Origin of the sequence: Bacillus sp. SW14 (assembly GCF_047608225.1) — a bacterium.
GTDB lineage: Bacteria > Bacillota > Bacilli > Bacillales > Bacillaceae > Bacillus > Bacillus subtilis_G.
Genome location: NZ_JBLKRW010000001.1, coordinates 707,787 through 722,052, shown reverse-complemented (window position 1 = coordinate 722,052; position 14,266 = coordinate 707,787). Strand labels below are relative to the sequence as shown.

Sequence of the window (14,266 nt, the reverse complement as noted above, 5' to 3'; positions counted from 1 at the left end):
GATGAACAACAGCATTCATGATGAATTATTTCAAGCGATACAACAATTCGCATTTAAAAGGGATAAACACGTCTTGCAAAAGGTGCAAATACCGTCCAGCGATATGTCCTCAGAACATCTTGGTCACCTCAAAAAAGACTGGACATTGACCCAGCTTCATATTGTTTCCTGCATACACACCAGCCAAAATGTGAATAACAGCTTTCTGGCATCCCGCTTACATATCTCAAAAGCAGCTGTTTCAAAAGCGGTTCAAGCTTTGTTGAAACACAATATTGTTACAGTGAAAAAAAAGCCCGGCAATAAAAAAGAAACTTTTTATACGTTAACTGAAAGCGGCAGAGAACTGGCGGCATTCCACGAACAGCTTCATGAAAAAGCTAAGGAGCAGTACAAGCGGCTCTTCAATGAATTTTCGATTGATGATTTAAAAACAGTGACTGCGTTTTTCAACTTATGGGTAAAACATATGTAAAAAAGCCTCGCCCGCATGGGAGAGACCTTTGAATCTTATTAAACTCTGTCAAACGTAATATGAAGTGAAACGGGTCCGCGTGTATACAAACCGGACTCAGCATAACGAAAACCTTCCTCTAATCGGATATTCCGCATGTTATCCAGTACAATATTGGCTACAATCTCGATTTCGGTTTTGGCAAAAGCTGCTCCTACACAGTTATGGATGCCGGATCCGAAAGCAAGATGCCGGGCGGCGCCGCTAAAAGCGCTCTTGATACCGAGGTCTTCCCGATGAATATTAAATACGTCAGGATGTTCAAACGCTTCAGGGTCCCGGTTAGCTGCTCCGATCATACAAAAAACAATCGTATCTTTTTTGATTTCTATACCGCCGACCGCCGTATCTTGGGACAGCTGCCGCGGAATCAGCTGAACCGGCGGTTTATAACGCAACGTCTCCGCAATGGCTCTTGACACTAACGAACGGTCAGCCAAAACATCATTCATCTGCTCAGGATTGTTGAGCAAATGATAGATCATCAGCGCCAGCGTCTTATCCGCCGGTTCCGTTGCCGCTAACAGCACATTGAGAATCAGGGCCAGTATATCCTTGTCCGACATCGCCATGCCTTCATATTCAGAAGTACATAGGATAGAAATTAAATCTGATCCCGGATTGAGGCGGCGTTCTTCGATGACAGGCATCAAGTATTGGGAAAGCTGTTCGCTGCACCATAAAGAATGCGCCCGCGCTTCAGGAGTCTGAGAGATACTCGTAATAAAATCGGCAACTCCGCTGTGCCACTCGGCGATTTTTTCATGATCTCTTTTATCCAGCCCGAGCATGTCCATCGTGACACACACCGCAAACGTCTTTCCAAAATCATTGACGAGATCGATTCTCCCTTTTTCAAGATAAGGAGCTAACAAGGTTTCTGCATTTTGTTTAATCAATGGAGATAGATGATCCAATGCGTCCCCGACAAAGCTTCTCACTACAATTCTTCTTTTTGCGGAGTGTTCTTTTCCATGCATTTGGGCGAGCACAGGGCCGCGCATGACCGGTTCAGCACGCTCAACAAGTGATTTTGTCGTAAAGATATCCGGATGCTGAAGGATATAGCGGACATCGTGATAGCGGCTGATAAAATAGCTGTCTATCGACTCTTCATAATGAACAGGATCTTCCTCCCGCAGCTGTGAAAAATAAGCATATGGATTTTCTTGAAATTGATCAGAAAGCACACTAAACAATTTAATGGATTGACTCATGTTTACTCCCCCTATCATCCTTCAGATGTGATCCGTGATTCAGAAAGCATCTGCTCCATTTCCTGCACAATGAGATATCCTTGGTTCGGCCGCATACGAATAAAAAATTCATGATTACTGATCTGCTCACCCAGCTTCCACGGACGATGATAAGCAAGGAGCGTCTCTTCCACCTCTAAAACATCCGGTGCGCCAATAAAAAACGGCATCTCTGCTATGACATATTCCACAGCAAGATTCAGCATATCCTCACTGACTTCTTCCATCATCAAGCTGATGCCGCGCGCACGCCCGATCATCGCCTCACGAGACATGTCCAAACAAGCCTGCCGAAAATGAGGCTGTTCAAAAAACGCATGTTCAACTTCTTGTCTCATCAGCTGGTAGGCTTTGTTTTCCGTGAAATCAGAAAATGTATGAATCGCCTTCGGGTCCCCGCCATGAGCTGCAAGAGCCCTTTCTGCAAACCTTCTGTTTCGCGATACCTCTTTCCTTACTTTTCGTTCCGCCTTGCCTCTGGGAGTTCCGAGCGCTTCAAGAAGATTAGCCGCCTCATGCCCCGCAAGCAAAACAGAAACACTCTTAAATTCAGCGGTTGCCCAACCAATCAATCTGTAAATATAATCCTCAGAAAATCTGCTGTTAAACGGGCTGATACCCACTAAAACATGCCGGCGCCGTTCAAATATTTCTCTGCAGTTTTGTGTCAGAGACTCAGCAGTAAAATACACAGGCTTTTTTTCCGTCAACATTTCAGTCATCTCATTCACCCCTAAAAAACTTATCCCGCTTTAAGTCTTCACCCTCAAACATGGGATGGAACAACTGGTACAACTGAACAAGACGAATGGCAGGCAGCACTTAAAGTTTCAAAGTGAATTTTGTTCAGATTTCAACTTCTTTTTGGATTCATTACAATGTACGCCTAATAAATGTTTACTAGTAAACATTAGTTATTTTATCCCTTATTTTTCCTTACGTCAATACAATCAGTACCCAAACAATTGAAAATAAATGTTAATGTCACATTTTTCACACACTTTTTACACTTATATTCAGCATGACTAACAGCAAATAAAGTTTAAACACCAGCAATTGACAACGAAAACAAGAAAAGATAAAATTGAATCGTTCACCAGTAAACAATATTATTATTATTTCTTTGTAAACTATAATTTCTAAGAAAGAAGGTTGCCTATGTCTAATTTGACAAAGCAGATGATATACGACATATACGTGAGGCTGTTGCACCTTAATGAACAAAAAGCGAACACTTCACTTCAGCAGTTTTTTAAGGAGGCCGCAGAAAAGGATGTGATGGATGTTCCTAAAAACATGACAAGCATTCATGTCATTGACTGTATCGGCCGGCATGAACCCATTAACAACGCAGGAATCGCCAGAAAAATGAATTTATCGAAGGCAAATGTAACGAAAATCAGCACAAAACTGATTAAGGAAGAATTCATTAACAGCTATCAGCTGACAGATAACAAGAAAGAAGTGTATTTCAAGTTAACTCGTAAAGGCAGACGGATTTTCGACTTGCATGAGAAACTGCATAAAAAAAAGGAACTGGCTTTTTACCAATTCCTCGATTCATTCTCACAAGATGAGCAAAATGCTGTATTGAAATTTTTAGAGAACCTGACGTCTTCACTTGAAGCAGAACAAACCAACGAGACTCCGGACAAACCTGTAAAGTAAACAAAAAGGCGGTGTACACAGTGGCTCAAACGAAATCAAAGGCAGTATTGATCTTATATATTGTTTGCTTCAGCGCATTTTTTGCGTCTTTAAGCCAAAACATTTATTCACCTATTATCCCGATTATTAAAGAATCGTTCCACGTTTCCGCAGCAATGGTTAATCTGTCAGTCTCAGTCTTTATGATTGTGACAGCGATTATGCAAATTATATTAGGGACTATCATCGATTTTAAAGGCGCGCGGTTTGTATTGATTGCCGGTATTCTGGCAACGGCAGCCGCCAGCATCGGCTGTGCGGTGACCACTGACTTTACTTTGTTTCTGATATTCAGAATGATACAGGCAGCCGGGTCCGCAGCACTGCCTCTTATTGCTGCCACAACGATCGGACAGCTTTTTACAGGCAGGGAACGCGGAAGTGCCATGGGAACGTATCAAATGCTCCTTTCCGCCGCGCCGGCTATCGCACCTGTCCTCGGGGGATTGATCGGCGGAGCAGCCGGGTACGAAGGGATCTTTTGGATGCTTACGGCCATCTCTGTCATTATGCTGGCGGCAAACAGCATGATCTTTCCCAAAGATTCTCCCGCTGGTTCTAAGCAGCAAACTAAGGGCACTGTTTTTACCCATTACAAATCAATATTTACAAACCGAACAGGAAACGTCATTTTAACCTTAAGCTTTGTCCTCTTTTTCATTTATTTTGCGGTGATCGTCTACCTCCCGATTTTACTGACGAAGCATTATCATATTGATGTGAGCATAGCAGGGCTGTTGTATTTGCCACTGGCCTTAAGTACAATCGCAGGTACGTTTCTGTTTAAAAGAATACAGGCAAAAGTCACGCTGAACACCTTGTTTATCGGCAGCAATGTAATAGCGGCCTGCAGTATCATTTTGTTCGCCGTTACACATTCCGTTTCTCTCATTCTCATGGCACTCACACTGGCATTGTTTGGCATCTCAATGGGGGTCATCCCTCCCTTGTACTCCACAATGATCACCAATGAATTTGAACACAACAGAGGGAGCGCCATCGGAATGTTTAACTTTATCAGATACACAGGCATGGCGGCAGGTCCGATGATATCTGCTTATCTGCTCACAATGATGCCGTCTGCCATGTCGTTTGGCCTCTTAGGCCTTATATTTGCCGCATTGAGCTTTTGCCTTCTGCCGCAACTGTATCCGCCGCAGAAGCGCATGAAGCAAAAAAAACACCACATGTAAAAAGCTGCCCTTTGATGGCAGCTTTTTTTATTTCTTTTGCAGAGGTTCTAAAATCCCTTTTTGAATCAGCAAATGGAACACCGATAGGATAACGGATGCCCATATCGCTGTGCCGAAGCCGCCAATTTGAAAACTGTCACCCATAATGGACGCGGTCATCATAAGCGTAATGGCGTTAATCACAAACAAGAAGAGACCAAACGTCACCATGGTGACTGGCAGTGTGAAAATAATCAACAGCGGTTTAATCAGCACGTTTAAGACCGATAATATGAGGCTGGCGATGACCGCTGCCCCGATGCTGCTGACGTGGATGGAGTCAATGTATCCATCAATGACGATTAATAACAATGCATTGACTAAAATGCTGACTGCCCATTTTATCATGTCATTTCATTTCCCTTTCTGACGGGACGATAAAAATCCAAATGATATATATCAGCAAAACAGGGAAAACACTTGTCACAACCGCTAAAATGACAGTTATGACTCTGAGGAGTGATGCGTCCCAATTGAAATATTCCGCGAGACCGCCGATGACACCGGCCATTTTTTTGTTTTTCTCTGAACGATAAAGCCTATTCATTCGATCACCTCTGTGAGTACTTTAGTTTGATGGCGCCTGTTAATGATTCTGAGAAGACGGTGATGTTTTGATCATGTGCCTGATTTGAAGTGAACATCATTTCTTTTTGAATGGTATCATTTTTTTCTTTCAGCATCTCAACATCCATTAATTCATGAGACAGCGAACCAAGATTGCTTTTCAGCTCTGCCTTCACGGCAAGATCGTCCGGAATCGCAAGCTCCACATTTCCAGTCGTCGTTTTTGCATAAATAGAGCGGCAGTCTGATTCTGTTACGTTCATCGCAATATTTCCGTTAAAGCTTTGAACGTCAATCGATTCGCTTCTCCCGCGGAGATCGATCAATCCGTTAATGGTTTCCGCTTCTATCGTGCCGCAGTTGTGGCTTGCAAGCTTAATTTGCCCGTTGGCCGTTTCCGCTGTGGCTTTTTCAGCTGTTAAATGCGAGAACGACAGCACGCCGTTTGTCGTTTTCGCCGAGAACTCTTTTACATGTAAATGTTCCCCTCTGACAGGACCATTAAACAGCTTCACCCGAATCTTATCATACTCCTTCTGAGGAATATATAAAGTCACATTGGTTTTCATCGTTTTCTTCTCAGTACGGATAAAAAATTTATTTCCTTTGATTTCACATTCAATATGCTGAAGAAATGCATGTCTCGCCGCATCCTGGCTGTCAACGCGATATACCTTCGCCTGACATTCCGCTCTGATATCCTCATCATCCCAAGGAACGATATTCACACTGCCGTTGGCGATTTGCAAGTCAACACTGGAAAGGGCAGTATCTTTAAATTGAAAAATGTGCTGAACATCATACGCATGGCCAAAGTTCAAATCAAGGTCAACTTCCTTGACCTTTTTCACCGCAGAATCAATCCAGTCAAACAGCTTGGCTCCTAAAGACGGCTTGCCGCTTTCTTTTTTTGCTGCTGTAAACGGCTCTTCCTCATCATGTACATAAACTGAGAGCGCTGTGATTTTTTCTTCTTTTTCCTTGTAGTCGCTGTCAAGCTTTTCAATCAGTGTCAAAGCCTCTTGTGCTGTCAGTTTCCCTTCTTCCACAAGCTTAAGGATTCGTTCCTTTTCTTGCTTCATTGCGATCTCCTCCCCATTGTCTACTTATGCTGCGCGCAGCACCTTAATACCCTGAATCACATTCCAAATCATAATGCCAATGACAACTAAGAAATAAATCACCGCTCCCCCAATAATCACAAATACAGGCAGCAGGCTGTCTCCATCAAACGCAATGGCTCCGCCCAGAAAAGCGATAAAAAGGACCAGCCAGCCGGCAAAAGGAACGATGTGAGAAATAAGCGAACGTATCGCATGACGTTTTGTTTCTCTCTCATCTACAACAAAATAAGCGACAATCGGCACAATGATCGGCGCGATGAACACACTGAAATAACAAAGTGATGCAATAATAGCTTGATTACGGTTCAATTCATTCCACACTCCTATAGTGAATTACCCATGACAAAAGGTCAGGGACGTTTTACTTATTCATACGTTTAAAACCTCTTAAGGTTTCACATTCATTCTTTAGACATGCTCCGATTTACGGAAATTGGATTTTAAAAAGTTTTAGAAGTAGAATCTTAGAGCTGTACCGATTACAATATGTAAAAAGCTTACGGCAATCAAGGAGGCTGGACAAGCAATGGATAGAGATCCCAGTGACTATACAGTAACACAAGAATCGGTGTTAAAGCTGATTCATGAACAAAAACGAATGAATCGTGAAATGATCGCTGAGCTTGAACAGATTCACGGACCCCTTCCGATCTCTCACGATATTCAATATATAAAAGTGCTGCTCGACAGCAGCAATACGCATATTGTTCAAGATTTAATGAGTGTAAGCAGGCAGTTGTATAAGAAGACGTTGTAATGTCAGAAAAAGCTGCAAATGATTATAACTGAAACAAAGAAAGGTTAGATGGCAATATCTTGCCTTTTTTATTTTGAAGAAACAAGTGACACACAATGATTATAACAAAAAAAGCCTGCCGGCATATCCAAAGAATGGACACTGCCGGCAAGCTGTGACTACCAGAAAGAACGATAGCCGTTCAGAAATTAACGTAATAATTGAAGTACGTTTTGCGGCTGTTGGTTCGCTTGAGCAAGCATCGCTTGAGAAGCTTGAGAAAGAATGTTGTTCTTTGTGAACTCGCTCATCTCTTTCGCCATGTCAACGTCACGGATACGAGACTCAGCAGCTGTCAAGTTTTCACCAGAAGCGCTCAAGTTGTTGATTGTGTGCTCTAGACGGTTTTGTACCGCACCAAGTTTAGAACGTTGGTTAGAAACTTGAGTGATGGCATTATCAACAATATCTAATTGATCATTGAAACCACCAGCATCACCTGCAGCAATTGTTGCAAAATCAGTTACTTTCAGAGCCGAAACGGTTTTAGTTGGGTCTGCTGGGTCTGTTCCAAGTTTGTCAGCAGACATTGCTTCAATGTGGACAGATAATTGTTGAGCGCCGTTAGCACCAATTTGGAAAGTCAATTCTTTTGGAGTTGCTCCATCTTTGCTGTAAGTACCGTCAAGTAATTTCTTACCATTAAATTCTGTACGGTCAGAGATACCATTCTTGTCAGATCCGCCACCAATTTCTTGAACTAAGTTACTGATCTCTTCTTGAATCGCACCAAGATCCGTATCGTCTTGTGTACCAGTGTTTCCTGCTTGAACAACTAGTTCACGAACACGTTGAAGAATTGAGTGAGTTTCAGTCAATGCACCCTCAGCTGTTTGGATAAGAGAGATTCCGTCTTGAGAGTTTTTAGAAGCCATTTCAAGACCTCTGATTTGTCCTCTCATTTTTTCAGAGATCGCAAGACCTGCTGCGTCATCTCCCGCGCGGTTGATACGAAGACCTGAAGAAAGCTTCTCCATGTTTTTTGAGCTTGCATTGTTGTTTGAAGACAAACGGTTCAGTGTGTTAAGCGCTGCGATATTGTGGTTAATTCTCATGTGTAAAATACCTCCATGTGTATATGTTTTTGAATTCAAAGACTTCCTTTTCTTCGATTTCTGGCGCACTGTGATTCCAGTAAAGCTTCTGGCTGTTATGTAGATCATTCACAAAGGATACCTTAAAATCCCTTCATGCAAAGGGGTTTTTTGCTTAATATGGAATACATTGCACGACCATCAACGGCAGTTTTTTGTAAATGTTTAGGAGTTTCCCTGAATAAATTTTACCCATTTGAAAAAATGCTTCTAAATGATCGCAAAACTTTTTTCTTTTCTCGTTAAACTATAAAGGAAGCTTGCCTGCTAAGCCCAATCATGGACTTGCTGACAAGCTCCCTCTGAAAAGAATATTGTTAAGATGTAGCCGTTTCTTTCGCTTCCAAGAGCGTTTTCATGCGTTTTTTGTCTCGCTCTATAACAGGCTTCAAATAGCGGCCTGTATATGATTCTTCGACTTCCGTGATTTCCTCAGGCGTTCCCGACGCAACAATGGTTCCGCCTCCGGCTCCGCCTTCCGGCCCCAGATCCACAATATAATCCGCCGTCTTAATGATATCAAGATTATGCTCAATGACGAGTACTGTATCTCCGTTGTCCACCAATCGCTGAAGCACGACAAGGAGTCTGGCGATATCGTCGACGTGCAGACCTGTCGTCGGTTCATCTAAAATGTAAAGCGTTCGCCCTGTGGACCGTTTGTGCAGCTCAGACGCAAGCTTCACGCGCTGCGCTTCTCCACCCGACAAGGTTGTTGCCGGCTGTCCGAGCGTAATGTAACCTAACCCAACATCATAGAGGGTTTGGAGCTTACGCTTGATTTTCGGGATATTTTCAAAGAAAGAAAGAGCGTCTTCAACCGTCATATCAAGCACATCAGAGATGCTTTTTCCTTTGTACGTCACTTCAAGCGTTTCCCGGTTGTAGCGTTTGCCGTGGCATACCTCGCATGGAACGTACACGTCAGGAAGGAAGTGCATTTCAATTTTAATAATTCCGTCGCCGCGGCACGCTTCACATCTGCCGCCCTTCACGTTAAAGCTGAAACGGCCTTTTTTATAGCCGCGGACCTTCGCTTCATTTGTCTGCGCGAATACATCGCGAATGTCGTCAAACACACCGGTGTATGTCGCGGGATTGGATCTCGGCGTTCTTCCGATTGGCGCCTGGTCAATGTCTATGACTTTGTCCAGGTGATCCAAGCCTTTAATCTCTTTATGGCTGCCAGGCTTCGCTTTTGCTTTATGGAGCTTTTGCGCCAGCGCCTTGTGTAAAATTTCATTGACGAGTGTGCTCTTTCCTGAGCCGGAAACCCCTGTAACCGCTGTGAATGTTCCTAGCGGAAACTTGGCATTCGCCTTTTTCAGGTTGTTTTCTGTAGCGCCTTTAATCTCAATAAAACGTCCGTCCGGCTTTCTTCTTTCAGAAGGCAATCGGATGAACTTTTTCCCTGATAAATAGCTGCCCGTTAATGAGTTTGCATCTTCCATCACTTCATCCGGCGTACCCGCGGATGTCACCTGTCCGCCGTGAATGCCGGCGCCGGGTCCAATATCAATTAAATAATCCGCTGCCATCATCGTGTCCTCATCGTGTTCAACAACAATCAGCGTGTTCCCAAGGTCTCTCATATTTTTCAAAGCGCTGATCAAGCGGTCGTTATCACGCTGATGCAAGCCGATAGACGGCTCGTCTAAAATATAAAGCACACCCGATAAGCGCGAACCGATTTGCGTCGCCAGCCTGATACGCTGCGCCTCTCCCCCGGACAATGTTCCCGCTGCCCTGCTCAGTGTCAGGTAATCAAGGCCGACTTTGTCCAGAAAGCTTAAACGCTCCACAATTTCACGCAAGATCAAATTGGCAATCTGCATATCCTTCTCAGAAAGGGTAAGGCCTTTGAAGAAATCAAGCGCGTCTCCGACAGACAGCTCGGTAATTTTTCCGATATGGCGTCCGTCAATCAGTACGGCAAGCGCCTCTTTCTTTAACCGATAGCCTTTGCACGTCGGACAAGACTTCTGAGACATATACTGCTCCATTTGTTCACGAATGTAATCGGAGCTTGTCTCCTTATAGCGTCTTTCAATATTTCGCAATACGCCTTCAAATTGAATTTCGCCTTCACGTATTTGCCCAAAATCATTTTCATAACGGAAATAAATCAGGTCGTCTCCGCTGCCGTACAGCACTTTATCCAGCTGCTGCTTCGGCAGGTCTTTTACAGGCACGTCCATATCAATGCCGTAGTGGGTGCAGACCGCCTCAAGCAGCTGCGGATAATATTGTGAGCTGATCGGTGTCCAAGGGGCGACCGCATTCTCCTTCAATGACAAATCTTGATTGGGGATGACGAGATCCGCATCCACTTCAAGCTTCATTCCGAGACCGTCACACGTCGGACACGCTCCGAACGGGCTGTTAAATGAAAACAGCCGCGGCTCCAGCTCGCCGATTGAAAATCCGCAGTGCGGGCAGGCGTGATGCTCACTAAACATCAGCTCTTCCTCACCGATGACATCAATCATAACCCGTCCTTCACCTAAACGGAGCGCCGTTTCCAATGAATCTGACAGACGGGCCGCCACGCCTTCTTTCACCACAATCCGGTCAATGACAACCTCAATCGAATGCTTTTTATTCTTTTCTAATTCAATATCATCAGAAAGCTCAGCCATTTCGCCGTCAATTCTGACTCTGACATAGCCTTGTTTTCTAATCTGTTCAAGCACTTTGACATGAGCGCCTTTCCGGCCAGAGACAATCGGGGCCAGCACCTGAAGCTTCGTCCGTTCCGGGTATTCCAGAATTCTGTCGACCATTTGCTCGATGGTTTGCGATGTAATCTCAATTCCGTGTTCCGGACAATGAGGCTTCCCTACTCTCGCATACAAAAGACGCAGATAATCATAAATCTCAGTTACCGTACCGACAGTTGACCTCGGGTTGCGGCTCGTTGTTTTCTGATCGATGCTGATGGCGGGAGACAGACCCTCAATTGCATCAACATCCGGCTTATCCATTTGCCCTAAAAACTGGCGGGCATAGGCAGACAGCGACTCAACATACCGTCTCTGTCCTTCTGCATATATGGTGTCAAAGGCCAGGGAGGATTTCCCTGATCCAGACAAACCCGTAACAACGACAAGCTGATCTCTTGGAATCGTTACATCTATATTTTTCAGGTTATGCGCCCTGGCTCCCTTCACCTCTATCCGATCCATTGCCATGTGTTCATCATCCTTCCGCTTTTAGCTCTAAAAGTAAATCGCGAAGCTCCGCGGCTCTTTCAAAGTCAAGCGCCTTGGCGGCTTCTTTCATTTCGTGCTCCATCTGTTCAACGACTTTCTGACGTTCTTTCTTCGTCATTTTCGACAGCTTCGGCGCGGCTTTTGTTTTGTATTCGACTTTATCCTCAGCTGCTGCTGTGGCACGAATGACATCGCGAATTTCTTTATTTATGGTTTTCGGCGTAATGCCGTGCTCTTCGTTAAAACGCTCCTGCTGCTCGCGGCGGCGTGTTGTTTCATTCATCGCAATTTCCATCGACTTCGTTATTTTATCTGCGTACATAATGACGCGGCCTTCAGAGTTCCTCGCTGCCCGTCCGATCGTCTGGATCAGCGACCGCTCCGAACGGAGGAAGCCTTCCTTATCCGCATCCAAAATTGCAACGAGAGATACTTCGGGAATATCGAGGCCTTCCCTCAGCAGGTTAATGCCGATGAGAACATCATGCTTCCCAAGGCGCAGATCGCGGATAATTTCAATCCGTTCAAGCGTCTTAATCTCTGAATGCAGATAATTTACTTTAATGCCAATTTCCTTCAGATAATCCGTCAGGTCCTCTGACATTTTCTTCGTCAAGGTTGTCACGAGAACCCGCTCATCCCGTTCGACTCTTGCTTGAATTTCGCCGATCAAGTCATCAATCTGGCCTTCAATCGGACGTACATCAATAAGCGGGTCAAGAAGCCCCGTCGGACGGATGATCTGTTCAATCATTTCATCCGTATGCTCAATCTCATACGGCCCTGGCGTTGCTGATACATACACGATATTGTGCATATGCTTTTCAAACTCTTCAAAACGGAGCGGACGGTTATCAAGCGCTGACGGAAGACGGAACCCATGATCCACAAGCACCTGTTTCCGCGCCTGGTCCCCATTAAACATGCCGCGCACCTGAGGAATCGTTACATGCGACTCATCTACCACGATCATAAAATCGTCAGGGAAATAATCAAGAAGCGTATACGGCGTTGAACCCGGAGGCCGAAGCGTCAAATGTCTTGAATAGTTCTCAATACCGGAGCAGAAACCCATTTCCCGCATCATCTCAAGATCATATCTTGTCCGCTGCTCTAAACGCTGCGCTTCAAGAAGCTTGCCATTTTCGTGCATGACCTTCAGCCGCTCCTCAAGCTCCTTCTCGATATTTTGAATCGCTTTCTCCATTTTCTCGGCCCGCGTTACGAAGTGGGACGCCGGGAAAATCGCAACATGATCACGGTCACCGAGAATTTCTCCTGTCAGGGCGTCCACTTCCCTGATCCGTTCGATTTCATCACCGAAAAATTCAACCCTGATACAATGTTCATCACGAGAGGCAGGGAAGATTTCCACTACATCTCCGCGCACACGAAATGTCCCGCGCTGGAAGTCGATATCATTGCGGGCATATTGGATGTCTACAAGTTTTCTAAGCAGTTCGTTGCGCTCTATTTCCATTTCAGGCCGCAGTGACACGACCATTTCCCGGTATTCTTCAGGCGACCCGAGGCCGTATATACAAGATACACTCGCGATGATAATCACATCTCTCCGCTCAAACAGAGACGATGTGGCGGAGTGTCTCAGTTTATCAATTTCATCATTAATACTGGCGTCTTTTTCTATAAACGTATCCGTTTGAGGCACATACGCCTCCGGCTGATAATAATCATAATAACTGACAAAATACTCGACAGCGTTGTTCGGAAAAAACTCCTTGAACTCGCTGTAAAGCTGTCCGGCAAGGGTTTTGTTATGGGCAATCACGAGAGTCGGCTTATTGACTTCTTTAATCAAATTAGACACTGTAAATGTTTTACCCGTTCCTGTCGCACCCAGCAGAGTCTGATGCTTCTTGCCCTCCTGAATTCCTTTTACAAGTTTTTCAATGGCTTTCGGCTGATCTCCCTGGGGCTGGTATTTCGAGACTAACTCAAAGCGATCTTTCACAAAATAAGCCTCCGTTTCTTTAACGAAATCTTCCTATAGATATAGTAACACAATGGAATGTAAAATCACTAAAAATACGAACTAAAGTTCGGTGGTTTTTTATTCCCAGCTGTTTTCATGTATAAAAAACCTGCTTTTAAAACGTAAAAGCAGGAATTCGTCGTTATATTCATTATGTCCGTTTTACTCTTCTTTTTTCTCGGCAGTTTTTTTGGCCATGTACAGTCCGCCAGCCACAAGAGACACAACATCCAATCCTACAATAAAATACGTTTCTGTATAGCCTTTTAAATAAGAGGCAAACAGCAATGCAGCTGTCAGGGCGATCGCCACATAATGATTAAAAGTGACTCTTGAAAAAAGGACAACAAGCATAAAAGGGAAAAACAATGCAAAAACGGCTTTTGTAATCAACAAAAACCCTCCTCAGGGATTCTTCATCTGATCTGATTATAGTAAAAAATGAAGAATCGGACAATCGTGCAATCGTTCCCTCTTTCTACACCATACCCTTTTTCAGGCGACATCAATCACCATCTTTGCACTTTGCCCCGGCTGACAGAAGCATTTGCGGTACTTTTGTATGAAGGGCAGTAAGCCTTAGCTTGATATTGAAGCCCGCCGGCATAGAAGAGTGCCCCCGAGAATAAATAGGCGGACAGCACTAGTTAAGCTGCACTTTTGATGATATTTTATTTAGGACTTTCTGCTTTTGACATCATTTTCCTAAAAATCTACAATTGAGCGATAGTGTTTACTATCATTTTTTGACCACAGGCTCCGTCATAAAAG

Annotated in this window: 14 protein-coding genes; 4 read left to right on the top strand and 10 right to left on the bottom strand. The window is 44.3% G+C overall.

The window, feature by feature from the left end; translation table 11 throughout:
- Nucleotide 1 precedes the first annotated feature (1 nt).
- On the top strand, nucleotides 2-475 hold the full coding sequence (locus tag ACMX2I_RS03685; RefSeq protein WP_414956202.1) for a MarR family transcriptional regulator: 474 nt from the start codon (nucleotides 2-4) through the stop codon (nucleotides 473-475).
- A 38-nt stretch (nucleotides 476-513) separates the two neighbouring features.
- Here ACMX2I_RS03685 and cypX read toward each other — a convergent pair whose 3' ends face one another.
- Both cypX and pchC read right to left on the bottom strand, forming a co-directional pair.
- Entirely contained in the window at nucleotides 514-1,731 is a 1,218-nt protein-coding gene (gene cypX, locus ACMX2I_RS03680) for a pulcherriminic acid synthase (protein WP_414956201.1), read from the bottom strand.
- Nucleotides 1,732-1,745: 14 nt separating this feature from the next.
- Nucleotides 1,746-2,492, bottom strand: a complete 747-nt coding sequence (pchC, locus tag ACMX2I_RS03675; RefSeq protein ID WP_414956200.1) for a cyclo(L-leucyl-L-leucyl) synthase — start codon at nucleotides 2,490-2,492, stop codon at nucleotides 1,746-1,748.
- 436 nt (nucleotides 2,493-2,928) lie between these two features.
- Here pchC and ACMX2I_RS03670 point away from each other — a divergent pair, with 436 nt between their 5' ends.
- Together ACMX2I_RS03670 and ACMX2I_RS03665 are read left to right on the top strand one after the other, a co-directional pair.
- Nucleotides 2,929-3,438, top strand: a complete 510-nt coding sequence (locus tag ACMX2I_RS03670; protein ID WP_148962659.1) for a MarR family transcriptional regulator — start codon at nucleotides 2,929-2,931, stop codon at nucleotides 3,436-3,438.
- Between the two features lie 20 nt (nucleotides 3,439-3,458).
- Nucleotides 3,459-4,670, top strand: a complete 1,212-nt coding sequence (locus ACMX2I_RS03665) for an MFS transporter (RefSeq protein ID WP_414956199.1) — start codon at nucleotides 3,459-3,461, stop codon at nucleotides 4,668-4,670.
- Nucleotides 4,671-4,697: 27 nt separating this feature from the next.
- On the opposite strand, the gene ACMX2I_RS03660 is transcribed toward ACMX2I_RS03665, so the two are convergent.
- Genes ACMX2I_RS03660 through ACMX2I_RS03645 form a run of 4 tightly spaced genes read right to left on the bottom strand, consistent with a single transcriptional unit; the run spans nucleotide 4,698 to nucleotide 6,709 of the window.
- The gene (locus ACMX2I_RS03660; protein ID WP_414956198.1) at nucleotides 4,698-5,057 is read right to left on the bottom strand and encodes a phage holin family protein; all 360 of its coding nucleotides are present in this window, start codon (nucleotides 5,055-5,057) and stop codon (nucleotides 4,698-4,700) included.
- 1 nt (nucleotide 5,058) lies between these two features.
- Complete coding sequence (locus ACMX2I_RS03655; protein ID WP_414956197.1) at nucleotides 5,059-5,256, bottom strand: PspC domain-containing protein; 198 nt, start codon at nucleotides 5,254-5,256, stop codon at nucleotides 5,059-5,061.
- A gap of 4 nt (nucleotides 5,257-5,260) precedes the next feature.
- On the bottom strand, nucleotides 5,261-6,358 hold the full coding sequence (locus ACMX2I_RS03650; protein ID WP_087991525.1) for a DUF4097 family beta strand repeat-containing protein: 1,098 nt from the start codon (nucleotides 6,356-6,358) through the stop codon (nucleotides 5,261-5,263).
- A gap of 24 nt (nucleotides 6,359-6,382) precedes the next feature.
- The gene (locus ACMX2I_RS03645) at nucleotides 6,383-6,709 is read right to left on the bottom strand and encodes a hypothetical protein (protein WP_333518067.1); all 327 of its coding nucleotides are present in this window, start codon (nucleotides 6,707-6,709) and stop codon (nucleotides 6,383-6,385) included.
- Between the two features lie 217 nt (nucleotides 6,710-6,926).
- Between ACMX2I_RS03645 and ACMX2I_RS03640 the strand changes: the two genes are divergently transcribed.
- Nucleotides 6,927-7,157: a hypothetical protein gene (locus ACMX2I_RS03640; protein ID WP_414956196.1), complete on the top strand. Its 231-nt coding sequence runs from the start codon at nucleotides 6,927-6,929 to the stop codon at nucleotides 7,155-7,157.
- A 188-nt stretch (nucleotides 7,158-7,345) separates the two neighbouring features.
- Here the strand turns inward: ACMX2I_RS03640 and hag are convergent, their stop codons facing one another.
- The 4 genes from hag to ACMX2I_RS03620 all read right to left on the bottom strand — a co-directional run bounded on the left by hag (nucleotide 7,346) and on the right by ACMX2I_RS03620 (nucleotide 13,888).
- On the bottom strand, nucleotides 7,346-8,251 hold the full coding sequence (gene hag, locus ACMX2I_RS03635) for a flagellin Hag (RefSeq protein ID WP_414956195.1): 906 nt from the start codon (nucleotides 8,249-8,251) through the stop codon (nucleotides 7,346-7,348).
- A gap of 356 nt (nucleotides 8,252-8,607) precedes the next feature.
- On the bottom strand, nucleotides 8,608-11,481 hold the full coding sequence (gene uvrA / locus ACMX2I_RS03630; RefSeq protein WP_414956194.1) for an excinuclease ABC subunit UvrA: 2,874 nt from the start codon (nucleotides 11,479-11,481) through the stop codon (nucleotides 8,608-8,610).
- A gap of 7 nt (nucleotides 11,482-11,488) precedes the next feature.
- Nucleotides 11,489-13,474: an excinuclease ABC subunit UvrB gene (gene uvrB / locus ACMX2I_RS03625; protein ID WP_414956193.1), complete on the bottom strand. Its 1,986-nt coding sequence runs from the start codon at nucleotides 13,472-13,474 to the stop codon at nucleotides 11,489-11,491.
- 183 nt (nucleotides 13,475-13,657) lie between these two features.
- Complete coding sequence (locus tag ACMX2I_RS03620) at nucleotides 13,658-13,888, bottom strand: CsbA family protein (RefSeq protein ID WP_087991534.1); 231 nt, start codon at nucleotides 13,886-13,888, stop codon at nucleotides 13,658-13,660.
- Nucleotides 13,889-14,266: the final 378 nt, after the last annotated feature.

What these genes read in the sequence shown, in the direction of transcription:
- ACMX2I_RS03660 (WP_414956198.1), bottom strand. Translation starts at nt 5,057, where the DNA reads ATGATAAAATGGGCAGTCAGCATTTTAGTCAATGCATTGTTATTAATC.
- ACMX2I_RS03640 (WP_414956196.1), top strand. Translation starts at nt 6,927, where the DNA reads ATGGATAGAGATCCCAGTGACTATACAGTAACACAAGAATCGGTGTTA.
- ACMX2I_RS03670 (WP_148962659.1), top strand. Translation starts at nt 2,929, where the DNA reads ATGTCTAATTTGACAAAGCAGATGATATACGACATATACGTGAGGCTG.
- ACMX2I_RS03650 (WP_087991525.1), bottom strand. Translation starts at nt 6,358, where the DNA reads ATGAAGCAAGAAAAGGAACGAATCCTTAAGCTTGTGGAAGAAGGGAAA.
- uvrA (WP_414956194.1), bottom strand. Translation starts at nt 11,481, where the DNA reads ATGGCAATGGATCGGATAGAGGTGAAGGGAGCCAGGGCGCATAACCTG.
- cypX (WP_414956201.1), bottom strand. Translation starts at nt 1,731, where the DNA reads ATGAGTCAATCCATTAAATTGTTTAGTGTGCTTTCTGATCAATTTCAA.
- ACMX2I_RS03655 (WP_414956197.1), bottom strand. Translation starts at nt 5,256, where the DNA reads ATGAATAGGCTTTATCGTTCAGAGAAAAACAAAAAAATGGCCGGTGTC.
- pchC (WP_414956200.1), bottom strand. Translation starts at nt 2,492, where the DNA reads ATGACTGAAATGTTGACGGAAAAAAAGCCTGTGTATTTTACTGCTGAG.
- ACMX2I_RS03685 (WP_414956202.1), top strand. Translation starts at nt 2, where the DNA reads ATGAACAACAGCATTCATGATGAATTATTTCAAGCGATACAACAATTC.
- hag (WP_414956195.1), bottom strand. Translation starts at nt 8,251, where the DNA reads ATGAGAATTAACCACAATATCGCAGCGCTTAACACACTGAACCGTTTG.